Source organism: Sulfurimonas lacustris, assembly GCF_059705355.1.
The window spans coordinates 1,127,998-1,150,448 of record NZ_AP046125.1 but is presented as its reverse complement, the minus strand read 5'-3'; the positions used below and the strand labels follow the sequence as shown (position 1 = coordinate 1,150,448).

The following is a 22,451-nucleotide window of genomic DNA, read 5'->3' as shown; positions in this document are numbered from 1 at the left end:
TGGGTATAATCCACCTTTAAAAAATCTTACAAAACCAGCAAGGTGTCCCCAAATATGACAGCAAAAGAACTCAACAAGGCTATTGAAGCATTTTTTGCCAATCAAAAACCAAAAGAGTGCTCTACTTATGAAGCGCTTTTAGAACTTTTTGACAAACAACCAACAGCCGCACAAGCTGCAACTATCCACAAACTTATACAAAAACACAAAACGTGTATCCACACCTCTTCTGAGCATGCAAAACTTCTTAACGACAAAGAGGCAGAGGCTAGAAAAAGCGCACAGAGAAAGATGATAGAAAACAATGAGACGGATGAGTTTGACATCTTAAAAGAGCATGAACTCCTAGAGTGGTCTCGCTCGGACTCTCCTGTTCGTATGTATCTGCGTGAAATGGGACAAATACCGCTTTTAACAAAAGAGGAGGAGATAGAAATCTCCAAAAAAATCGAAACAGGTGAGAGCATTATTATCGATGCAATCTGCTCTGTTCCTTATCTTATCGACTTTATCCTTGACTACAGAGAGCCACTTATCAACCGTGAAAGACGCGTGAAAGAACTTTTCAAGAGCTTTGAAGATGAAAAAGATGATGGCGAAGATGTAGATGAGAGTGAAGATGATATTGATGATGGTGATGAAGAAGAAGTTGCAGAAAAGGTTCTTACTGCAAAAGATAAAAGCAGAGTAGAAAAAGTAACAACAAGCTTTAAAGCACTTGAAAAAGCAAAAAAAGAGTGGGTAAAACTAGCGGAGAAACTTCCTGAAAATCCAGATGGAGAGCTCACGGATGAACTTGTTTTTCACTACCTGAGCGTAACCTTTAAAAAGAAAACGCTCAAAGAGAGACTTTTAGACCTTGGTCCAACTTCTAAGCTTATCAACGAACTTGTCAAAGCAATGGAGACAGCACTTAAAAGTGATGAAGGGTACGATAAAGAGCTCAAAAGACTAGAGTATAAACTTCCACTTTTTAACACAACGCTCAAAGCTAATCATAAAGTTTTAGTAGAAAAAATCTGTATTTTGACAAAAGAAGATATTGCAGCTATGGTTCCTGAAGCGACCATGGTAAGCACCTATATGGAGATCAAAAAACTAGTACAGACAAAAGAGGCATCCAAAAACAGTTTTGATATGGAGCCTGAAAAACTTGCAGATATTTTAGAGCAGATTAAGCGTGGAAAAAACATCTCTGAAGTCTCTAAAACAAAGATGGCAAAATCAAACCTTAGACTTGTTGTCTCTATCGCAAAACGCTACACAAACCGCGGATTGCCGTTCCTTGACCTTATCCAAGAGGGCAATATCGGCTTGATGAAAGCGGTTGACAAGTTTGAATACCAAAAAGGGTATAAGTTTTCAACCTACGCTACGTGGTGGATTCGTCAGGCAATCTCTCGTGCCATAGCCGACCAAGCAAGAACGATTCGTATCCCTATCCACATGATTGAGACCATAAACCGTATCAACAAAATCATGCGTAAACATCTCCAAGAACATGGCAGAGAGCCAGATGTTGAAGTTATCGCACTAGAAGTCGGCTTATCGGTTGAAAAGGTAAAAAATGTTATCAAAATTACCAAAGAGCCTATCAGTCTTGAAGCACCAATCGGAAGTGAAGATGATGGAAGATTTGGTGACTTTATCGAAGATAAAACATCACTTTCACCATCAGATGCGATTTTAAAAGATGACTTGCGTGTGCAAATAGAACAGGTTCTTGAACAGCTCAACGAGAGAGAAAAAGCCGTTATCAAACTTCGCTTTGGTATCATGGATGATGAGTCCGACAGAACGCTTGAAGAGATTGGTAAAGAGCTTAATGTAACTCGTGAGAGAGTCCGCCAAATAGAGTCTAGTGCTATCAAAAAGCTCAAGCACCCTAAAGTCGGAAGAAAACTTAAAAATTATATAGAAGAGTAGTAAAAAAGCGATGACTTTTGAGCAGCAGTGGATAGAGTATGACTACAACCCTTTTGTGCTCTTTAGCGCAGCGGGGAAAATCCTCTCTTTAAATGCCGAGGCGCAGTTTTTACTCGGCTCTGCTACTACCGAAGAGCTTTTTAACCTTGCTTCGTCTTACGCCAACATCTCTTTTGGATTTAAAACTACCTTTTTAGAGTTGGAGTTTGGGCGTTATAAGTTTTTTGCCATTACCGTAGGTTATGAAGACGATGAAGCCATCGGCATCAAACTCTACCAAGCTCCCTCTTTTAAGATAAACAAACCAAAACCAATCGGCGAATCTACAAATATCTATGCTCTTGTGGATTTATGTATCTTGTCCTACTCCATCAACTCAAAAATAATTTTTGAAAAAGATTTTGACCCTACCATTCCTGATATTATCATCGACTCAAACAACTTCATAAAGATTCTCAACAAAGTATATGCTTGCTATGAGAATAACCAAAAGATAGTGACAAAAATCTTTTACAGAATCGGTGAACATATAAAATTTGAAGAAAAAAAATACTCACTTTTTTCAGTTGAGATATCTGCAAAAAATGTAGATGAAGAGAAACTGGGCGAGTTAAAAGTTTTAATCGCAAACACAAACTTCTACATTGATGTCCAAAAAAAGATAACCATAAATATCCCTATGATTCTCTCATAGTGATATAACCCGCAACAATCCCAAGAAGAAGCGATGGAAGATAGACTGCAATATCTAGTAGTTCGTTGTTTTTCAGTGCTATAAAAGCGATAATCAAAAAAAGATATGGAACTAGCCTATAAGCCGAAAAAGAGGCACTTGAACCTTTTTTGATATCGCTTAGATTAAGGAGTTTTATCTTTTTTTTCTCCTCTTTAACGATTGCTTTTAAGTCTAGTTCTTCTATGGGTTTTTCGTTGATGGGAGCATCATCGTCTAGCTCGTATGGGTCAAGAACTCTATCTAACTCATCTCTTTGCTCTTCTACTTCTTCGTTTTTTATCTTAGCACTTACCATGTTTTTGTATGCGTACATAGAACCCATAATGATAAAAAAGCTGCTCAAAAACGCCACTTGCAGGTTTATAAAAAAGGAAAAAGAGAAAAATGCACTTAGCAAGATGAAGAGTTCAAGCGCAAGAAGAGGTTTAACGGCTTTTTTCACCATAATCCTCTTCATCATCCTCATCGTCTTGAAGCTCTTTTTTGATGGCGTAACGTGGTTGTTTTGCAAGTTCTTCATAACTTTTGTACTGCTTTGAGTATGCTTTATAGACATTGAGCACCGCTGCTGCAATGCCTATGAAAACTCCTATCCAAAGTGTCCAAACAAGACCAGTCATATTTTTTAGTATGAAGCCGATTCCCACACCCATAAGAACCGCCACAACCATAGAAATCCCAAGCGAGAGACTATCCGCCGCTTCTATGATAGGCTTGATTCTAGGTTTTTGCTCCTCTTTGTTCTCAGCCATTTGTAAGTGCCTTAAATACTCTGCCGCTGGCTTTTATGGTCTCTTCGATCATTGCATCCGTTGTTGCCGTCGAGATAAAGCCTGTTTCATAGAGTGAACATGCAAAGTAAAAGCCCTCCTCTAGCATCATAGAGTGGAATTTTGCGAAAAGTGCCTCATCGGATTTGCAAGCATCTGCAAAATTTTTAACAGGGTTTTGGTTAAAGAAAAAGCCAAACATACTCCCTCTTGTGTCTATCTGCATAGCTATACCGCAAGCAGCCGCCTCTTTTTGCATCCCCTCAACAAGTCTTACAGCTCTCTCGTTTAGAGTAGCGATGACTTGTGGATTGTTTTTGAGTTTTGAGATAGCCGCAAGACCTGCCGCCATAGCAACAGGGTTTCCACTAAGTGTTCCTGCCTGATAAACAGGACCTTCAGGAGAGAGTTTTGCCATAATCTCTGCTCTTGCGCCAAAAGCACCAACAGGCATACCGCCGCCGATAACCTTTCCAAGCGTCACGATATCTGGTTTTACTCCCGTGATCGACTCAGCACCATGAAGTGTTGCACGAAAACCGCTCATAACTTCATCAAAGATAAGAAGCGTGCCGTGTGCATCACAAAGTGTTCTTAACTCATGTAAAAACTCTTTGTCAGCCGGAACAAGTCCCATGTTGCCTGCAATCGGTTCTATGATAACACAAGCGATGTTTTTGGAATCCGCAAAACATTTTTTGACACTCTCTATGTTGTTGTACTCTGCCAAAAGCGTATGTTTTGTAAAATCAGCCGGAACACCCGGAGAGCTTGGGTTGCCAAAAGTTGCTGCACCGCTTCCTGCTTGAACCAAAAGAGAATCGCTATGCCCATGATAGCATCCAGTAAACTTGACGATATCATCACGCCCCGTAAACCCGCGAGCAAGACGGATAGCACTCATAACTGCTTCTGTTCCGCTACTTACAAAACGAATCTTCTCAATAGAGTCAAACATAGAGATAACTAATTTTGCCAAATCGCTCTCAGCTTGTGTCGGCGCACCAAAACTCAAACCATGTTTTACTGCTTCAATCACCGCATTTTCAATCGACTCGTCTCTGTGTCCAAAAAGAAGCGGTCCCCAACTCTGCACATAATCGACATATCTGTTTCCATCAATGTCAACCAAGTAGCCGCCCTCGCCTTGCGCTATAAAAAGAGGCGTTCCGCCAACGCTCTTAAATGCTCTAACAGGAGAGTTTACTCCACCAGGGATAAGTTGTTGCGCTTCTTCAAAAGCTTTTAATGAATTATCTATGCTCATAAAATAACCTTGTTTTTTGTGTGATTATAGCAAAGTAGTATTAATCTACATTGGTTATAATTCGCAAAATTTTTCTACTAAACGGAATCACTTGAATCGCTCCTATTTTGCTCTTTTTGTTGCATTTTTAGTACATACTTTAGTGCTTTTACTCTTTTGGTTACTCGGTACAATGGCACCAGAGATAAAAAAAGAGGAAAAAAAAGAGAACAAGATAAAAGTTTCTCTCAAAGAGATGCCTAAAAAATTTAAAGATGCGGGCGAGGTAAAAGAAGTTGCCCAAAAACAGCCTGATATTGCACCGCCGATGCCAAAGGGAAGTCAGCTCAAAGAGATGCTTCAGAGTGCGCCAAAACCGCCTATAAAGTATGAACCAAAAAAAGTACAATCGCAAAAACCTCCAAAACTTAATGAGCCTAAAAAAGAGGTGCAAAAAGAGAAGGCAAAAGCAGAACCTACCCCAAAAGTAGAACCTCTTCCGCCGGAAAAGCCATATATACCCCTTGAGGCAGACAAAACAAAGAAAGAGACAAAAGATACATCTAGTGATCCGCTAGCTTGGATGCATGAAGACAAATCGGTGCAAGAGACAAAAGAGGAAAAGGCAAAGCAAAAAAGCGGCAGTAGCGTTGGCAATGCAGATTTAAGGGAGCTTTATGGGGATGAGTTTGGTAAACTTACTCAAGGGCAGCAGAAGTATCTCATAGACAACCAAGAGATTATGCGCCGCATCACGCAAGAGATTTTAAACAGAGTTGCACGCGTCAATATACGCCACGATATGAACGTCAACAAGGTAAATATAGTAGAGTTTTACCTCCATCCAAATGGAGATATGACGGACTTTAAATTTTTACAACCAAGCGGATACCATGTGCTTGACCAGACAACGCAAGAGACTATTGAGTTTGCATACAGCCGCTATCCAAGACCCGATGAGAAGATACTTGTGCGCTACAACGTATTTTATAATCTAGCGAGATAAAATCTTCTCAAGGAGCGCTAGCGCACCTTTATAAATCGGCTCATCGATAAAGCCGTAATTGTCATCTTCAAAACCTGTAATCCCCTCTGCTCTTTTGAGCTCAAAGAGTTTGATGATATTTTTTGCTCTTGCCATCTCTTTTTGGCTATCTTGAAACATCTCATTGACAAGCACTGCTTGCGATGGCGAGAGACACCCTTTTGCATCGTACCCAATCTTTTTTTCTAGCTCAAGCCACAGAGCAAACTCCTCCATATTTTTGTGCTCTTGATAGACAAAAGAGACAGGTTTTACCCCGATAACTTTACATGTAATGAGAAAATGGGAGAGGATATAGTGTACAGCAGGGTTGTCCCTTGTGATAAGCGCTTGAGGGAGGCGCATATCTGCAAAAAGGTCTAATATGCCGAGGTAAAAAGTGGTCACTTTTCTATCAATTTTTAGCTCTGTAAGGTTGTTCCATGCCTCACTTGTCTCAATGGAGAGATGCAGTTCTGTTTTGGCATCCAAGAGCTCATAAACAGTCTCAACCTCTTTTTTTGTTTTAATCTTTGGAACTCGGATGGCGTCTGGCATAAACTGGTTGAGGTACGCTATCTCTTCGTATCCTCCCTCAAGCAGGGCATTGACACGCACAACAAGTTTTTTGTTACACTGCTTATGATGGGCAAGAAAGAGCGCACATAAAACAAGCCCGAAAGGTTTATCTTGTTTACTTACTCCATCTTCAAGATTTAAGATGATGCAGTCAGCGTCTAACGAGTCTATCTTCAAAAGATGGTCGAGATTGTGGCATGAGAGCATCAAAGCGGAGCGAAAATCTTTTCTTGGGTTGATTGCTCTATGTGTTGGCTCTGCCAAAGCATCCAGCGCTGCCAAATCTCTTCTCTCATACGCATCTCGTACTTTTTCTATATTACTTAACATTTGCGTTCTCCTCTTTTTTCTTTTCTTGGAGGTAAAAATAGAGCGATTGAATCTCTTTTGGTGTTAAAAAGTATCTCGGCATACCATTTTTTCTCACATTTAGGGCGCGATAAAAATTGTTGAAGTCTATGTTGTTAATGCGCGGACCAACAAAACTCTTCTGTTCCTTTTTGTGCTCATATTTTGCAACTATTTTACCCTCTCCAAACTCCCCATGACACTTATGACACCCTATGCCTCTTGGATTTTTGTAAAGTGATGAAGCATACTCCATAGGAGTTATAAAACTGCTTTGCGCCAAAAGAGAAAACGGCAAAAACAACATCAATACAAACAGATTCCTCATATAAAGCGACCTTTTAATATATAAAGGTATAATAACAAAAAAATTATATTATGAGGTTTAAAGTCCTTAAGTCTAAATAACCCCAACTTCAGAAGCTTAAAAAGAGGGCTAATGTGAGGCTAAACTTTGCAGTTGCACTTATTGTGCTGCAAAAAGTTTTAACGAAGCAGTAGCCCTCTTTTTAAACTTCCCTTCGGGCAATAAGAAAATAGCCCTATTGCGTCGTTAGATTTTCTTGAATTAGCAAAGCTAGTCCTGCGAAAATCTGCCTAGCACTAGAGCTATTTTCTTATTGCTGAAGTTGGAGTTATTTAGATTTAAGGACTTTTAATGCAACTTCTTGATGGAAAAGCGTTAGCGGCAAAGATAGAAACTACTGTTGTAAATGAAGTAAAAGAGCTAAAAAACAAGACGGGTTTAGTTCCTGGGTTGGCGGTCATTTTAGTGGGACAAGACCCTGCAAGTGCAGCGTATGTTAACATGAAAAAAAAGGCGTGCGACAGAGTCGGTTTTTACTCCGTAACACATGAGATGCCAAGCGATATCTCACAATCTGCCATTGAAAACACCATCAAAATGATGAACAACAACCCAAATATAGACGGTATTCTTATCCAACTTCCTCTTCCAAAACATATCGACACAACCAAACTTTTAGAGCTTGTAGAGCCAAGCAAAGATGTGGACGGTTTTCATCCATACAATGTTGGAAGACTCACCACTGGGCTTGATGGCTTTGTTCCATGTACTCCACTGGGCGTTATGGAGCTTTTAAACGAGTACAACATCGATGTCAAGGGAAAAAACTGCGTTGTTGTCGGTGCTTCAAATATCGTTGGAAAACCGATGGCTTCACTTCTTCTCAATGCAAATGCGACTGTTGAGATTTGCCATATCTTTACAGATGATTTGAAAAAACACACGCTCAACGCGGATATGATTTTTGTCGGTGCAGGTGTGATAAACCTTATCAAAGAAGATATGGTCAAAGAGGGTGCTATCATCGTTGATATCGGTATCAACCGTGCGGATGATGGCAAACTTGTCGGCGATGTGGATTTTGAAAATGTTTGCAAAAAATGCTCTTATATCACCCCAGTTCCAGGAGGCGTTGGTCCTATGACTATCGCTATGCTTCTAAGCAACACACTCAAAGCGGCAAAAGCCCATGCAGAGGAAAGAGCGTAAATGAAAGAGTTTCTACACAAAACATACAAATTTTCCAACTCATGGACGGGAACAATTATCATCGTTCTTTTTGTTATCTTCTTTGTTGCGCAGGCTTTTAAAATCCCAAGCGGCTCGATGAAAGACTCGCTTCTTATCGGGGATCATCTTTTTGCTAAAAAATTTGCTTACGGTATTCCTATGCCACATCTTCCATTTTTAGAGGTCTCTATCATGCCATGGAGCGACAAACTTCGCCTTATGGACGGAGATACGCCAAAGCGTGGCGATATCGTCATCTTTAGACCGCCACACAACACAAAACAGCACTTTGTCAAGCGTTGTGTCGCACTCCCCGGTGATGAGCTTTTTGTATCGGATAAAAATCTCTACCTCCACCACAAAGAGGGTGATAAATGGATAGAAGAGAACTTTAAAGGGTACGAGATAGTTGTTTTTGCAGGAAAACTCTGGGTAAAAAATCCTTACATGAAAGAGCATGCAGGGATTCACCATGATGAAAAAATCGTAGAAAATGGTCAGTATCCTTTGTCTATCTTCCACTTTGCACCCATTCGCATAGATGAGAACCACTACTTTATGATGGGCGATAACCGTGACCACTCAAACGACAGCCGTTTTTGGGGTGCAGTGCCTTATGATAACATCGAGGGAACTCCTTGGTTTGTCTATTTTAGCATAGATGACAACTGGGAGATAAGATGGGATCGCATAGGAAAAACGCCAACAGACCTAGAAGATGACGCACATCTGCAAAAAGCTATCGTAGAGAGAAAAAAACAAGATAAAGATGATTATGGAATCTATTGATCTGCTCAAAATTGCAGCCGCTGTTTTAGCGCTTGCAGTAGCTATCATCGGGCATGAGATTATGCATGGCTGGGTTGCCTACATCTATGGCGATACAACCGCTAAAAATGCGGACAGACTTACCATCAACCCTATCTCACATGTCGATTTGGTAGGTACTATCATCGTTCCCGCAACTATGTACTTTTTGCCTATGTTACTTGGTGCTGAGAGCGGTTTTCTCTTTGGATGGGCAAAACCCGTACCTATCAACATGTCCACGGTAGCAAAAAATGCAGGCTACAACGGTGCTATGCAGGTAGATTTGGCGGGAATTGTCTATAACTTTACTCTGGCAGCTCTTGCTTCTGTAGTTATCGTGATGATGAGCCAGCCCACAACTAGCGATTCGCTATTTTATGTTTTTGTATATCTTTTTGTTTTGCAAACACTTATTATCAATGTAGTGCTTGGAGTTTTCAATCTCTTGCCTATTCCACAGTTTGACGGCGCCCATTTTTTATCGCATCTTGCACTCAAACACAAGATAAATTCAGTCGCCGAGTTCTTTTACAAATACGAAAGATATGGAATAATTATAGTCTTAATTGTTCTTATGACACCGCTAAAAAATTATCTGTTGCTTATGCCTGTGCAGATGATTTTAAGTCTGTTGTTACCATAAAAAAGAGAGGAAGAAAAATGAAGTTTTACATCGCTACAGATCACGCCGGCTTGGATCTCAAAGACTATACGGTTGAACTGCTTAAGCAAAAAGGTCACGAAGTAGTTGACCTAGGACCATACGATAAAGAGAGAGTTGACTATCCGGACTATGCTATCAAAGTTTGCGAGGCTGTTTTAGCGGATAAAGAGGCTCAGGGGATTTTGATTTGCGGTTCGGGCATAGGTATGAGTATGGCAGCAAATCGCCACCACGGCATCCGTGCTGCACTCTGTCATGATGCCTACACGGCGACAGTCGCTCGTGGACATAACGACGCAAATGTGCTCTGTTTTGGCGAGAGAATCGTGGGCAAAGGGGTTGCCGAGTCTATCTTGGACGCTTGGATTGTAGGAAGCTTTGAGGGTGGACGCCATGAAGGTCGTGTTGCTAAGATAGAAGCGATAAATAACTAAAAGGAAAAGCGTATGTTTTTTGAATGGTCACTTTTAACACTCCTTGCTATCGTTGCGATTTATCTCTTTGTCAAGATGTTTTACTTCAAAAGCATTACCAATAAAGAGCAAAGAAGCAACGACCTTATGAAACTCACGCTGCAAGAGGCAGAGATACTTATCAGAAAGTATCAGATTCAGCTTCAGCGTGCGCTTGGCAATGTGGATATTTTAAGTGACGAGCTTACAAAACTACGCAACGAACTCAAAGTTTTAAAGCAAAGAAACACAAAACACAGACAAGAGACAGACCGTCTCAACAACAAAATCAAAGCACTAGAGAGTCGCATAGACGCTCTTCTTTAAAGGATAGATGATGACACTAAGCAACTTAGAGAGAAAAATCATAGAAGGTTCTTTGCGTGATATCAAAGATTTTCCAAAACCAGGGATTGTTTTTAAAGATATCACAACACTCCTAAACAACGCCGAAGCCTTTGGCGTCACCATGAACCACCTCTACCAAAGATACAAAGAGTACAACCTTGACTACATTGCGGGGATTGACGCTAGAGGTTTTATCTTTGGGGCGGCTTTGGCGCAGATGTTAGGCATCGGTTTTGTGCCGATTCGCAAAAAAGGAAAACTCCCATACACAACCATCAGTGAAAAATACTCTTTAGAGTATGGTTTTGATGAGATAGAGATTCACATCGATGCTTTTAGTGCTAAACCAAACGCAAGAGTGCTTCTCATAGATGACCTAATCGCAACCGGCGGCACGGCAAATGCAGCTGCTAGACTTATCAACCAAGCGGGTGCTTCGTGCGTTGAGGCTTGTTTTATCGTCGCCCTTACCTTCTTAGAGGGACAAAAAAATCTTCAAACTATAACTCCTGTATATTCTTTAATCGAGGTAGCCTAATGTATATTCCATCAGCTTCAAAGTTCGACCCTATCCACGGACACTTTGGTATCTTTGGCGGCAGATATGTGCCTGAAACGCTTATGCCAGCCCTCTTAAAGCTAGAAGAGGAGTACAAAAGCATCCGCTTTGACAAAGACTTTTGGACGGAGGTGGACTACTACCTCAAAGACTATGTTGGTCGCCCTTCCCCGCTCTACTATGCGCACAACCTCTCTGAAGAGCTAGGCGCAAAAATCTATCTCAAGCGTGAAGATTTGAACCACACGGGAGCGCATAAAGTAAACAATGTCATTGCTCAAGGGCTTATGGCAAAGAGACTAGGTTATAAAAAAGTAATAGCAGAGACGGGCGCAGGACAACACGGCGTGGCAACGGCGACTATTTGCGCACTTTTAGGCTTAGAGTGCGAGATATTTATGGGTGCAAAAGATGTTGCACGTCAAGAACTCAATGTTTTTCGTATGAAACTACTGGGCGCAAAAGTAAATGCGGTTGAGAGCGGAAGCAGAACGCTCAAAGATGCCATGAATGATGCCATCCGCCACTGGGTAACCAATGCAAGAGACACTTTTTACATCATCGGAACGGTTGCAGGACCGCACCCATATCCTATGATGGTGCGTGATTTTCAAGCTATCATCGGCTATGAAGCAAGAGCGCAAATCCTTGAAAAAGAGGGGCGTTTACCTGACCATGTTATCGCATGTATCGGCGGCGGAAGCAACGCTATCGGGATGTTTCAGCACTTTTTAGAGGACAAAGAGGTGGAGTGCATCGGCATAGAAGCAGGCGGCAAAGGTATAGAGACGCATGAGCATGGATGTTCCCTTGAAAAGGGGCGTGCAGGCGTGCTTCATGGGCAGATGAGCTACCTTTTGCAAGATGAAGACGGACAGATTCAAGAGGCGTACTCCATCTCGGCAGGACTCGACTACCCAGGAATCGGACCAGAACATGCGTTTCACTATGAAAACAAGAGCGTAACTTACAACCACGCAACCGATAAAGAAGCACTTGATGCCTTTGTCTGGCTCTCCCGTAAAGAGGGTATCATCCCAGCTTTTGAGAGCGCACATGCGGTCGCATACCTAAAAAAGATGCCAAACATAAAAGACAAACTCATCATCGTAAACCTCTCAGGCAGAGGCGACAAAGATATGATTCAGGCAAAAGAGATTTTAAAGTTTGACTAATCCCATCTAAGGAGCTGTTGCTTTGGCGATATTTCAAGATTCTATTTTAAAAAGTACACAACAAGATGAGAACTTGATAGCCTCCAGATGGCTCAAGTTCCAAAACTTTCTCTCAAAAGTTGAGTTTGTAAAGAGCGTCAAAGAGGAGAAGTACCAAGACGGTTTTTTGCATGACCTCTTTGAAGAGTGTTTAGGCTACACGCTTGACAACACAAACCCTCAAAACTTCAACCTTGAGCGAGAAAAAAAGAACGAAACAGATAGCAAAAAAGCCGACGGCGTTATCTATGTAAATGGCGAAATTCTAGGCATAGTAGAGCTAAAAGACCAAAAGAGTAAAAACTTAGATGCGGTGGAAGCTCAAGCGTTCAACTACCACGCTTCGCACTCAAACTCAAAATACATCATCATCTCAAACTTTGACGAGCTGAGATTTTATATAGACAAAAAAACCGCTTATGAGAAGTTCAACCTCTTTTACCTTACTTATGAAGAGTTCAAAAAACTTCATCTTCTGCTAAGTTACGAGAGCATAAAAGAGGGCTTGCCGCTCAAACTAAAAGAGAAGTCTGCAAACTTTGAGCAGCAAATCTCAAAAGAGCTTTATCGTGACTTTAGTATCTTTAGAAACCATCTCTTTGAAAATATAGTCAAAAATAATTATTCTGGAAGTGGGACTTTAGTCCCGCCAAACACGGGCGAGGCTAAAGCCTCACTTCCGATGGAAAAATCCCACCTCCTCCGCCTTACCCAAAAGCTCTGTGACCGCATCATCTTTATACTATTTGCAGAAGACAGAGGATTGCTTCGCCACAACACCATCAAAGAGATAAGAGAGGAGTTTAAAGGGCAAAAGTTCACCTCTTACACGCTTTACGATATCTACAAGTTTTACTTTAACGCCATAAACGAGGGAAATGAGAAGTTAGGCATCCCCCGCTACAACGGCGGACTTTTCGCAAAAGATGAACTTCTTGACAGTCTCATCATAAATGATGAGTGCCTTGATATGGAAGCGCAAAAACTGAGCGACTACGACTTTGCAAGTGAGATAAGCGTAAACATACTCGGGCATATATTTGAGCAGAGCTTGACTGACTTAGAAGAGATACAAGCCGACATAGACAATGCGGACTTTGACAAAAAACAGGGCAAAAGAAAAAAAGACGGCGTGTTTTACACTCCCGAGTACATCACCCGCTACATAGTTGAAAACACTCTGGGCAGACTTTGCGAAGAAAAAAAAGAACTACTGCACATCGGAGGCGAGATTTTAATCCCTTCAAACTCAAAAAAACTCACAAAAGCAGAACAAGCACATAAACAAAATATCCTCGACTACCGTGAATGGCTCACAAACCTAAAGATTTTAGACCCAGCATGCGGAAGCGGAGCATTTCTAAACCAAGCGTTGGAGTTTCTCATAAAAGAACACACTCTCGTGCGAGGCATGCTTCTGCCTTTTGAGGACTTGACTTTGGGATACGAGATAGAAAAAGAGATACTAGAACACAACCTCTACGGCGTGGACATCAACGAAGATGCAGTTGAAATAGCAAAACTCTCTTTGTGGCTTAGAACGGCTCACAAAGGAAGAGAGCTTACGAGTTTGGCGGAGAAGATAGTCTGCGCAAACTCGCTTTTAAATATGCCCTTTGAAGATGGAAATTTTGATGTGGTTATCGGCAATCCGCCATATGTCCGTCAAGAGATGATAAAAGAGCTAAAACCTGCACTGCAAGAACGGTATGAAACTTACGCAGGAACAGCAGATTTATTTGTCTATTTTTATGAACTGGCTTATAAAATGCTAAAACCAAACGCTATAACAGGCTATATCTGCTCAAACAAATTCTTCCGTGCAAAATATGGAGAAAATCTAAGAGAACTTATTTTAAACAGTATGACCATAGAAGAAATAGCAGATTTTAACGGTGTCAAAATATTTGAAGATGCAACTGTTGATAGTGCCATCACGATATTTAAAAAGCAAATTCCAAATGAAAATACAATTTTTAGGGTTGTAGATATTAATTTGATAAATAGTTATGAAATGAAACAAAATGATTTAACAAAATCAAGTTTTACTTTTGTATCCTTAAAAGAGTTAAATATAAAAAAGAAAATGGAACAAATTGGAACACCTTTAAAAGAATGGGGTATAGATTTTTACATAGGAATAAAAACTGGATTTAATGAAGCTTTTATTATAGATGAAACCATAAAAAATGAATTGATTAAAAAAGATAAAAAAAGTGCTGAAATTATAAAACCTCTTGTAAGAGGTAGAGATATAAATAAATATAGCTTTGATTTTGCTGATAAATGGTTGATAAATTCTCATAATAATCCACCAGTAAATATTGAAAATTACCCAATTATTAAAGAACATTTAAACCAATATTATGACAAATTGGCAAAAAGAGGAGATAAAGGGATAACCCCATACAATCTTAGAAATTGTGCTTATTTAGATAAATTTGATAATGTTAAAATTGTCTATCCTGATATTGCTGATAAATTGACTTTTACTTTTGATAATGAGGGATACTATTTTAATAATACAGTTTATTTTATAGATAGTGATTCAAAATATTTATTTGCCTTATTAAATTCTAAAATTGTAAATTATTACTATGGTTTTATTTCTTCACAATTAGGCTCAAAAGGTTTGAGAGCATTTACTGTTTATTTGAAAGAAATACCTATTCCAAAAATAGAAGAAGAAAAACAACAACCATTTATAAAACTTGTTGATGAGATTTTGGAGGCAAAACAAAAAATCAAAGAGTATAAAGTGTTGCTAGATGAAGCCGTCAAAACTAACAACTTTGATAGAGAAATCAAACTCAAAAAAGAGATAGAAACTTTAGAAAACAGAAGCAAAGAGTGCGAAAAAACCATAGACGAAATGGTCTATAAACTCTACAACTTGAGCGAAGATGAGATTAGGATCGTGGAGGGGGAGTTGATATGAACACCCAAGAAAAAGCGCTGGAATATTTAAAAGAGAACAAAGAAGAATTTTTAAGTAGATATACTTCAGGATACTCTGTTCAGGATATTAAAATCGCTATATTTACAGCTGGAGCAAGTGGTGCAGGTAAAACAGAATATGCCATAAGCCGAAAAAGCAAAGAGCCTTTTTTACTTCATATCGATATAGACGAAGTAAGAGATTTTTTTGCACCCATAGGATATAGCGGAACAAACTCTAGTGAGTATCAAACACCTGCTTCTAAGGGTGTGAATTGGATATTTGATAAAGCCACTAAAAAAGGTTATTCGCTTATTATGGACTCTAACTTTGCGGAACCGACTATAGCTCATAGCAATGTTCAAAGACTGCTAGATAAAGAGTATGTAGTAGAAATAAACTACATATTTAGAAAATTTGAGAACTGTTATGAGTTTGCTCAAAAAAGAGAAGATATAACAAAAAGAAAAGTGCCTATGGATGTAGTTAAAAGAACTATGAAAGGCTCTTTTGATACTACGCTTTATATAAAATCTACTTTTAAAGATGCAATCATTTTAAATCTTTTAGATAGAGAAAATGGTAAAATACATAAAAATATTGATGAAAATAGATTTTTAGAACTGCTTGAGAAGGAGATGGTATGAGTGTTGAAGAGTATTTGCAGCAAAATATAAAAGCTGAATTGTTACAAAAAGCAAATGAGTTTAAATCTTCTCCAAAATATATGGCTATTCGCACAATTACTACTTCTGCAAGATTTAAAACGGCACAGGCAAAGCTCTTACAAAGAGATACGGCTATCCATCAAACAATCTTAAAAGATATACAAAAACTGCAAGACGCGATTTTAAAAAGTAGTTAAACCTCACTTGTTTTGCCCCCTCACGTTCCTCTCGTTCCCATCGTCCTCGATGGGAATGCATACTGTAAAACAACCTGAAATCTACACTCCCACGCAGGAGCATGGGGGCTAGGAAAACACCATTCCACCCTTCCCCACTTAAAAAAAAGTACCATAAAAATGCAAAAATATTTCAGTAAAGAGAGATTTAACCACTTTTTGCTATTATCTTAAAAATTTACAGATACGAGTAGAAAAGATGGATATAAAATTATTAGAGACGGAATTGAATGAAGTTGTTGCGGATGTGAACGTTGTTTTTGTAAAAAAAGATGAGTTAGAGGCGTGTGAGCATACTGCTATTTTGCAAAAGGCTGGGTTTAAGGCGGAGCAGGATACTACTTGCTTTTTGTATGAAAAAGGTGTTCTTGTTTGCGGTGTTGATAGCAAGAAGAGTGATGACATAAGAAGTGCAGCTTCCGCTGCCATCAAAGCGCTCAAAGCATCGAACTTTCAAAGTGCAAAAATCGAAATTTTAAGTAAATCCGTTTTAGGTGCATTGGTCGAGGGTGTTGTTCTTGGCGGGTATGAGTTCAACGACTACAAATCAGAGCAAAAAAAGTCAACGCTTGAAAGTCTCTTTTTGGTATCCAGCGACTTGGATTTTACAAAATTAGAGGAGATTTTTGCAAGCTCCCTCATCATAGCAAATGCAACCAACTTTACCCGCGATATCGTCAACAAAGCGCCGCAAGAGATTAACCCGCAAACTCTCTCTCACGTAGCAAGCAACCTTGCAAAAGAGAACAACCTTGAGTGCATAGTGCTTCAAGAGGATGATTTAGCAAAAGAAAATATGGGTGCGATGCTGGCAGTCGGGCGTGCCTCTGTTCATGGAAGTACACTTATCCATCTCGCATACAAACCGCAAAATCCTAAAAAAGTCATCACGCTTGTCGGTAAAGGTTTGACATACGACAGCGGCGGGCTAAGTCTCAAACAGCCTACTTCTATGGTTACGATGAAGATGGACAAAGCTGGAGCGTGCGCTGTGCTTGGTATCTTAAAAGCGGTAAGTGAACTTAAGCTTGATGTTGAGGTGCATGGATTTATCGGTGCGGTTGAAAATATGGTCGGCGGCAATGCGTACAAGCCTGATGACGTACTTGTTTCAAGAAGCAAGACAACCATAGAGGTGAGAAACACGGATGCGGAGGGTCGTTTGGTTTTAGCCGATGTGCTTGACTATGCGCAGGATAAAGTTCATGCTGACTATATCTTTGACTTTGCAACGCTCACGGGAGCTTGTATGATAGCTCTTGGACAATACACAACAGGCTTGATGGGACACTCGCACAAACTCAAACATGACATAAGCAGAGCCGGAAGCGATGCAGGAGAGATGATAAGCTCACTGCCGTTTAACAGACATCTCAAAAAACTTCTCAAAAGTGAAATCGCCGACATCAGCAACACTGCTTCTAAGCCTTACGGCGGAGCTATCACGGCAGGTCTGTTTTTAGACAAGTTTATCCGTGAAGAGAACAAAAACAAGTGGATGCACTTTGATATCGCTGGAACGGCTTACACCGAAACACCGTGGGACTGTAATGTTTATGGCGGCACAGGTGCGGGTGTGCGCTTGATGTGTGAGTTTTTAAGAGATATAAAGTAGATTTTTTTACAGCCCTATGCAAGAGATAGCATCCCAAAATCTTCTTTTTGCTTTTATGCTTACTATCTTTGCAGGGCTTGCAACCTCTATCGGTGCTCTTTTGGCATTTTTTTCCAAAAGCAAAAACTACACAACACTCTCCATCGGGATGGGCTTTTCGGCGGGTGTGATGATCTATGTCTCTTTTGTAGAGATTTTAGAAAAATCAAAAGTTGCTTTTACAGAGCTTTACGGACAGAATGTCACGGCAGAGGCACTCGCCCTGCTCTGTTTTTTTGCAGGAATTGGACTAAGTGCCTTTATAGACTACCTTATCCCCGAAGATGTCAATCCCCATGAGACGAAAAGCAACTCTCAGCTTTTAGAACTCAAACCTCAAAGCAGCACTTTAAACACGGCATCGCTCAAGAGAACCGGTATATTTACCGCACTTGCGATTGGTATCCATAACTTTCCTGAAGGTTTTGCCACATTTGTCTCAGCTCTTGATGATCCAAAACTCGGTCTTGCCATCGCTTTTGCAATCGCCATTCACAACATCCCTGAAGGCATGGCGGTCTCACTGCCCATTTACCATGCAACAGGAGATAAGAAAAGTGCTTTTTGGTATGCGACTTTATCGGGATTTGCTGAGCCCATAGGTGCGCTTGTGGGCTTTTTTCTTCTTCTTCCTTTTATGGGAGAAGCAACGCTTGGGATCACTTTTGGGCTTGTTGCAGGTATTATGGTTTATATCTCTTTTGATGAACTTCTGCCCGCTGCCAGAGTTTACGGCAACGCCCATACAACCATAGCCGGTATCACTCTTGGGATGCTTGTGATGGCGCTTAGTCTCATAGGATTTAAACTCGTATGATTTACGTCGATAGAGTAAAGCCCACCTTTTTTCTCTTTACAGATGCAAGTGTCAACCCCCAGACAAATGTCGGGTACGGTGCGTACCTGCTTCTAGCTGAGTATGAACTTGAAGCACCACACCAAGAGGAGCGCGTAAGAATCAAAAGATTTACCAAAACAACCTCCTCTAAGCTCGAACTTCAGACACTTTTGTGGGCGCTGAGTGAGATAAAATTTAAAAAACGCAAGATAATTATCTTTACCGATTGTCAAAATCTCATATCGCTTCAAGACAGAAGAGAGAGAATCATAAAAAACAACTATATGACGAAAAAAAATGAGCTTTTAAGAAACCATGAACTCTACAAAAAGTTTTACACCTTAGTCGCGCGCAACGAGTGTGACTTTGTCAAAGTAAAAGGGCATAAAAAGACGCAAGAGAAAGATTTTGTGGACAACCTTTTTACGCTTGTAGATAGGGCTTCAAGAGAAGCATTGAGAGACTCTTTAGACTAAAGCGCCTCTGGTTTTCCGGTAAAGTATCCCTGCGAATACTCCACGTTCATCGCTTTAATGATAGTATAGATATTCTCATCGCTTATATATTCGGCGACTACTTTTGCGCCTATTTTATGGGCAAAATCTACTATTGTCGCTATGATAATGTCATTATTTTTCTTAGTTGCAACTTCACGTACAAGTGCCCCATCAATCTTGATATAGTCAACATCCAGTCTCAAAATATGCTCAAAGTTGGAGTAGCCACTTCCAAAGTCATCGATGGCTATCTTTGCTCCGAGTGCTTTTACCTGTGTGATAAACTGCTCTACCGCACTGTAGTTTTCTATGCCCTCAGACTCCAAAATCTCGAAAACCGCGCGTGAAGCAGTACCTGTTCTTATAAGCGTGCTTACTATCTCTTGTACCGTTGTGGCGTCAAGTATATCGTCTATAGAGACATTGATGGAGAACTCCTCCTCCCTTGTTTTAAATACTTCACATGCTTGATGTACAACTAAACGTGTGATTTGCGCATAAAGCTTTGTCTTTTTGGCTACGGGGAGAAAATGTAGCGGTGCAACGATAGTGCCATCTTCCTCAACAAGGCGCACTAACGTTTCGTATTTTGAGACCTTATTTGTTTGAAAATCGACAATCGGCTGGTAGTAGCAAATGATGCGGTTTTGTAAAAGTGCTTTATGGATTGTTGCTGCAATAGCAATGTTGGAGCGGTAAATCTCTTCAACGTTCTCTTTTTCTTCATAAAGAGCGTAGGAGAGTTTTTTCTCTTTGGCGTTATGCAGTGCGATGTCGGCGCGTGTTAGAAGCTTTGTCCCACCAAGAGCCACACCAACGTTGATACGCACTGGAATCGGCTCACTTCCTATGAAAAAGAAGCTGTGAGAAAATTTTTCTAGCCACTCCCGCAAAAGAATTTCTACCTCTTCAAACTTTTTCTCTTCCACAAAAAGCATTGCAAACTCATCACCTCCTATGCGGTAGGCGTCGATATGCATATCTCTAAACCACTGTGCAACTTGAACGAGGATGCTATCTCCAGATTTTATACCAAAGAGGTCATTGATCTCTCTAAACTTGTCTATGTTAAACACAACACAACCATGAAAAGAGTCGGTACTTAAATCAAGCTGGATTTTTTGACGGTTAGGAAGCTTTGTAAGCGTGTCGGTGAAGTTGAGCCTATTTATCTCTTCATGCGCTTTTATCTTTGCGGTGTTATCAAGAAGATAGCCTTTGATAGACTTTACAGCACCACTGTTTTCATACTCTACCACCGTAAAGTCTCTTACCCAAACCACCTCATTGTTCGGTTTTACGATGCGATAATCTTGTGCAAAAGAGAGTGACTGCTTCGCAAAATGTGCACTTACATCCTCTGCTAATTTTGTAAGGTCATCAGGATGCACAAACTGAGTAAAAGGCATATGTGCTCGCATAATGTCTCCATACTCTACGCCCAAAAGAGGAAAAACATTTTTAGAGACATGCTTGATGGGCCACCCCTCTTGCATCGACCACTCAAAAAGGACGACTGGACCACTGTTAATAAGGCTGTTCATCGCTAGTAGCGTCTCTTCTGTCTTTTTTTGTGCAGTGATGTCACGCCCCGTCCCGATAGTGCCTATGAGTACGCCATCTTTATCAAAAAGCGGCGCTTTATGAACCTCTAGGTAGGTAAGCTCTCCGCGGATGTTTCCATACTCCTCAAACTCCATCGGTTCCATATACTCAAGCACGATTGCATCGCTATTGTGACAGAGCTCCCCAAAAGTATGCCACTCTGGATTGTCTGGATGTTTACCACGCTCCCTTAGAGCAAAATAGACATCTGTTTTGCCAAGCACCTCTTTGGTCTCTGCCATCAAAAGATTTTTACAAATAGCATAATTTGCAAAAAGATAGCGCCCCTCCAAGTCCTTTGCCCACAACATATCCGGAAGATGCTTCGAGATAAGCTCTAGGAAATTCTCTTGTATCATATTTTTATGGGGCACGCTCTTCTCCGTCAAATAAACTGTTATGCACTATACACAAATATTGAACTTAGCAAGATAAAATACTCTTTTTTTATCACATTTTTTTAAGCTACTGTGTTGATTTGTATCAAGAAAATCCTCTTTAGCTCTGTTCTAAGCAACCTTTTGCTATTATTGCGCAATTATTTTTATAGCAAAAAAGGTCAATTATGGGTTTAGGTATCGGTCTTGTAGGACTTCCAAATGTCGGTAAATCAACAACTTTCAACGCACTCACAAAAGCACAAAATGCAGAAGCGGCAAACTATCCGTTTTGTACCATTGAACCAAACAAAGCAGTAGTTCCAGTCCCAGACATAAGACTTACAGAGCTTGCAAAGATAGTCAACCCTGAGCGCATCCAACACTCGACAGTTGACTTTGTTGACATTGCAGGACTTGTCAAGGGTGCGAGCAAGGGCGAGGGTCTTGGCAACAAGTTTTTATCAAACATACGTGAAACAGAGGTTATTTTGCATATCGTACGCTGTTTTGAAGATGACAACATCGTCCACACCGAAGCTAGTATTGACCCGCTTAGAGATGTTGCAATCATCGAAGGCGAACTTATACTTGCAGACATTGAAGTTTTGCAAAACAGAATGGATAGACTTAAAAAACAGGCAAAAACGGACAAAAATGCTGCTGCCGTGCTTGTGCTTGCAGAAGAGCTTTCAGAGTTTTTAGCAGATGGAAATCTGGCGAGAAACTTCCCAAAAGCTGACACGGAAGAGTATAAACAACTCAACCATGAAGTGCGTATGCTCACTGGAAAAGAGATTATGTACGGTGCAAATGTGGATGAAGACGGTCTGCTTGAAGATAGCGATTTTGTTCTCAAACTCAAAGAGCATGCGGCAAGAAACAACTGTGAACTTATCAAGCTTTGCGCTAAAGTAGAAGAGGAGCTTGTAGGGCTAGAAGATGAAGAAGCGGCTGAGTTTTTAAGCTCTCTTGGCGTGGAAGAGTCGGGGCTTGAGCAGATTATCCAAAAAGGTTTTGACAAACTAGGACTTATGAGCTATTTTACAGCAGGCGTAAAAGAGGTTCGTGCATGGACTATCCGCAAAAACACAACCGCTCCAAAAGCAGCGGCGGTTATCCATAATGACTTTGAAAAAGGTTTTATCCGTGCAGAGGTTATCGCATACAACGACTTTGTAGCGTGCGGCGGCGAAAACAAGGCAAAAGAGGCAGGAAAGATGCGTCTTGAGGGTAAAGAGTACATCGTGCAAGATGGTGATATCATGCACTTTAGGTTCAATGTATAATAGTAACTATAGCAACTACAGGGCGGGGCTAAAGCCCCACTTCCAAAAGATATACAAAACTACGGGACCGGGGCTAAAGCCTCACTTCCAAAAAACGGACGTGGGGCTTTAGCCCCGCTCTTAAACACACAACACA

Annotated in this window: 22 protein-coding genes and 1 pseudogene; 17 read left to right on the top strand and 6 right to left on the bottom strand. The window is 40.6% G+C overall.

Annotation, left to right across the window (positions count from 1 at the left end):
- Positions 1 to 33: 33 nt before the first annotated feature.
- Positions 34 to 1,926: pseudogene (gene rpoD / locus AC6H4V_RS06030) on the top strand (RNA polymerase sigma factor RpoD); the annotation flags it as partial.
- A 10-nt stretch (positions 1,927 to 1,936) separates the two neighbouring features.
- Complete coding sequence (locus tag AC6H4V_RS06025; RefSeq protein WP_428730718.1) at positions 1,937 to 2,620, top strand: hypothetical protein; 684 nt, start codon at positions 1,937 to 1,939, stop codon at positions 2,618 to 2,620.
- On the opposite strand, the gene AC6H4V_RS06020 is transcribed toward AC6H4V_RS06025, so the two are convergent.
- The 3 genes from AC6H4V_RS06020 to hemL are packed head-to-tail and all read right to left on the bottom strand — an operon-like array spanning position 2,604 to position 4,699.
- On the bottom strand, positions 2,604 to 3,104 hold the full coding sequence (locus tag AC6H4V_RS06020) for a hypothetical protein (protein WP_497606124.1): 501 nt from the start codon (positions 3,102 to 3,104) through the stop codon (positions 2,604 to 2,606). The two genes, AC6H4V_RS06025 and AC6H4V_RS06020, sit on opposite strands and share 17 nt — an antisense overlap.
- A complete protein-coding gene (locus tag AC6H4V_RS06015; RefSeq protein WP_428730716.1) occupies positions 3,088 to 3,414 on the bottom strand; it encodes an AtpZ/AtpI family protein in 327 nt (108 codons plus the stop codon). Before AC6H4V_RS06015 ends, AC6H4V_RS06020 begins: the two co-directional genes overlap by 17 nt.
- Positions 3,407 to 4,699, bottom strand: a complete 1,293-nt coding sequence (hemL, locus tag AC6H4V_RS06010; RefSeq protein ID WP_497606123.1) for a glutamate-1-semialdehyde 2,1-aminomutase — start codon at positions 4,697 to 4,699, stop codon at positions 3,407 to 3,409. Before hemL ends, AC6H4V_RS06015 begins: the two co-directional genes overlap by 8 nt.
- Positions 4,700 to 4,790: 91 nt before the next feature.
- Here hemL and AC6H4V_RS06005 point away from each other — a divergent pair, with 91 nt between their 5' ends.
- Complete coding sequence (locus tag AC6H4V_RS06005) at positions 4,791 to 5,684, top strand: energy transducer TonB family protein (protein WP_497606122.1); 894 nt, start codon at positions 4,791 to 4,793, stop codon at positions 5,682 to 5,684.
- On the opposite strand, the gene AC6H4V_RS06000 is transcribed toward AC6H4V_RS06005, so the two are convergent.
- Entirely contained in the window at positions 5,673 to 6,611 is a 939-nt protein-coding gene (locus AC6H4V_RS06000; protein WP_497606121.1) for an HpcH/HpaI aldolase/citrate lyase family protein, read from the bottom strand. The genes AC6H4V_RS06005 and AC6H4V_RS06000 overlap by 12 nt on opposite strands.
- Positions 6,601 to 6,936: a c-type cytochrome gene (locus AC6H4V_RS05995; RefSeq protein ID WP_497606120.1), complete on the bottom strand. Its 336-nt coding sequence runs from the start codon at positions 6,934 to 6,936 to the stop codon at positions 6,601 to 6,603. The genes AC6H4V_RS06000 and AC6H4V_RS05995 overlap by 11 nt, the downstream gene beginning before the upstream one ends.
- A 351-nt stretch (positions 6,937 to 7,287) precedes the next feature.
- Between AC6H4V_RS05995 and folD the strand changes: the two genes are divergently transcribed.
- The 13 genes from folD to AC6H4V_RS05930 all read left to right on the top strand — a co-directional run bounded on the left by folD (position 7,288) and on the right by AC6H4V_RS05930 (position 19,023).
- Positions 7,288 to 8,145, top strand: a complete 858-nt coding sequence (folD, locus tag AC6H4V_RS05990; protein ID WP_497606119.1) for a bifunctional methylenetetrahydrofolate dehydrogenase/methenyltetrahydrofolate cyclohydrolase FolD — start codon at positions 7,288 to 7,290, stop codon at positions 8,143 to 8,145.
- Positions 8,146 to 8,955 carry a signal peptidase I gene (gene lepB / locus AC6H4V_RS05985; RefSeq protein WP_497606118.1) on the top strand — a complete coding sequence of 270 codons (810 nt, stop codon included), beginning with the start codon at positions 8,146 to 8,148 and terminating at the stop codon, positions 8,953 to 8,955.
- The gene (locus AC6H4V_RS05980) at positions 8,942 to 9,619 is read left to right on the top strand and encodes a site-2 protease family protein (protein WP_497606117.1); all 678 of its coding nucleotides are present in this window, start codon (positions 8,942 to 8,944) and stop codon (positions 9,617 to 9,619) included. The genes lepB and AC6H4V_RS05980 overlap by 14 nt, the downstream gene beginning before the upstream one ends.
- A 17-nt stretch (positions 9,620 to 9,636) precedes the next feature.
- Complete coding sequence (rpiB, locus tag AC6H4V_RS05975) at positions 9,637 to 10,074, top strand: ribose 5-phosphate isomerase B (RefSeq protein WP_497606116.1); 438 nt, start codon at positions 9,637 to 9,639, stop codon at positions 10,072 to 10,074.
- Between the two features lie 12 nt (positions 10,075 to 10,086).
- Complete coding sequence (locus AC6H4V_RS05970; protein ID WP_428730253.1) at positions 10,087 to 10,419, top strand: hypothetical protein; 333 nt, start codon at positions 10,087 to 10,089, stop codon at positions 10,417 to 10,419.
- A gap of 10 nt (positions 10,420 to 10,429) precedes the next feature.
- Positions 10,430 to 10,978 carry an adenine phosphoribosyltransferase gene (locus AC6H4V_RS05965; RefSeq protein ID WP_497606115.1) on the top strand — a complete coding sequence of 183 codons (549 nt, stop codon included), beginning with the start codon at positions 10,430 to 10,432 and terminating at the stop codon, positions 10,976 to 10,978.
- Entirely contained in the window at positions 10,978 to 12,174 is a 1,197-nt protein-coding gene (trpB, locus tag AC6H4V_RS05960; protein WP_497607894.1) for a tryptophan synthase subunit beta, read from the top strand. The genes AC6H4V_RS05965 and trpB overlap by 1 nt, the downstream gene beginning before the upstream one ends.
- A gap of 22 nt (positions 12,175 to 12,196) precedes the next feature.
- Complete coding sequence (locus AC6H4V_RS05955) at positions 12,197 to 15,151, top strand: Eco57I restriction-modification methylase domain-containing protein (protein ID WP_497607893.1); 2,955 nt, start codon at positions 12,197 to 12,199, stop codon at positions 15,149 to 15,151.
- Positions 15,148 to 15,798, top strand: a complete 651-nt coding sequence (locus tag AC6H4V_RS05950; protein WP_497607892.1) for a zeta toxin family protein — start codon at positions 15,148 to 15,150, stop codon at positions 15,796 to 15,798. Before AC6H4V_RS05955 ends, AC6H4V_RS05950 begins: the two co-directional genes overlap by 4 nt.
- Positions 15,795 to 16,016 carry a hypothetical protein gene (locus AC6H4V_RS05945; protein ID WP_497607891.1) on the top strand — a complete coding sequence of 74 codons (222 nt, stop codon included), beginning with the start codon at positions 15,795 to 15,797 and terminating at the stop codon, positions 16,014 to 16,016. Before AC6H4V_RS05950 ends, AC6H4V_RS05945 begins: the two co-directional genes overlap by 4 nt.
- A 238-nt stretch (positions 16,017 to 16,254) precedes the next feature.
- Positions 16,255 to 17,670: a leucyl aminopeptidase gene (locus tag AC6H4V_RS05940; protein ID WP_497607890.1), complete on the top strand. Its 1,416-nt coding sequence runs from the start codon at positions 16,255 to 16,257 to the stop codon at positions 17,668 to 17,670.
- 16 nt (positions 17,671 to 17,686) lie between these two features.
- Positions 17,687 to 18,526 (top strand): zinc transporter ZupT, encoded by an 840-nt coding sequence (gene zupT / locus AC6H4V_RS05935; RefSeq protein WP_497607889.1) that lies wholly within the window; start codon positions 17,687 to 17,689, stop codon positions 18,524 to 18,526.
- Complete coding sequence (locus AC6H4V_RS05930) at positions 18,523 to 19,023, top strand: ribonuclease HI (RefSeq protein WP_497607888.1); 501 nt, start codon at positions 18,523 to 18,525, stop codon at positions 19,021 to 19,023. Before zupT ends, AC6H4V_RS05930 begins: the two co-directional genes overlap by 4 nt.
- Here AC6H4V_RS05930 and AC6H4V_RS05925 read toward each other — a convergent pair.
- Positions 19,020 to 21,023, bottom strand: a complete 2,004-nt coding sequence (locus AC6H4V_RS05925; RefSeq protein WP_497607887.1) for an EAL domain-containing protein — start codon at positions 21,021 to 21,023, stop codon at positions 19,020 to 19,022. The two genes, AC6H4V_RS05930 and AC6H4V_RS05925, sit on opposite strands and share 4 nt — an antisense overlap.
- Positions 21,024 to 21,214: 191 nt before the next feature.
- Here AC6H4V_RS05925 and ychF point away from each other — a divergent pair, with 191 nt between their 5' ends.
- Positions 21,215 to 22,315 carry a redox-regulated ATPase YchF gene (ychF, locus tag AC6H4V_RS05920; RefSeq protein ID WP_497607886.1) on the top strand — a complete coding sequence of 367 codons (1,101 nt, stop codon included), beginning with the start codon at positions 21,215 to 21,217 and terminating at the stop codon, positions 22,313 to 22,315.
- Positions 22,316 to 22,451: the final 136 nt, after the last annotated feature.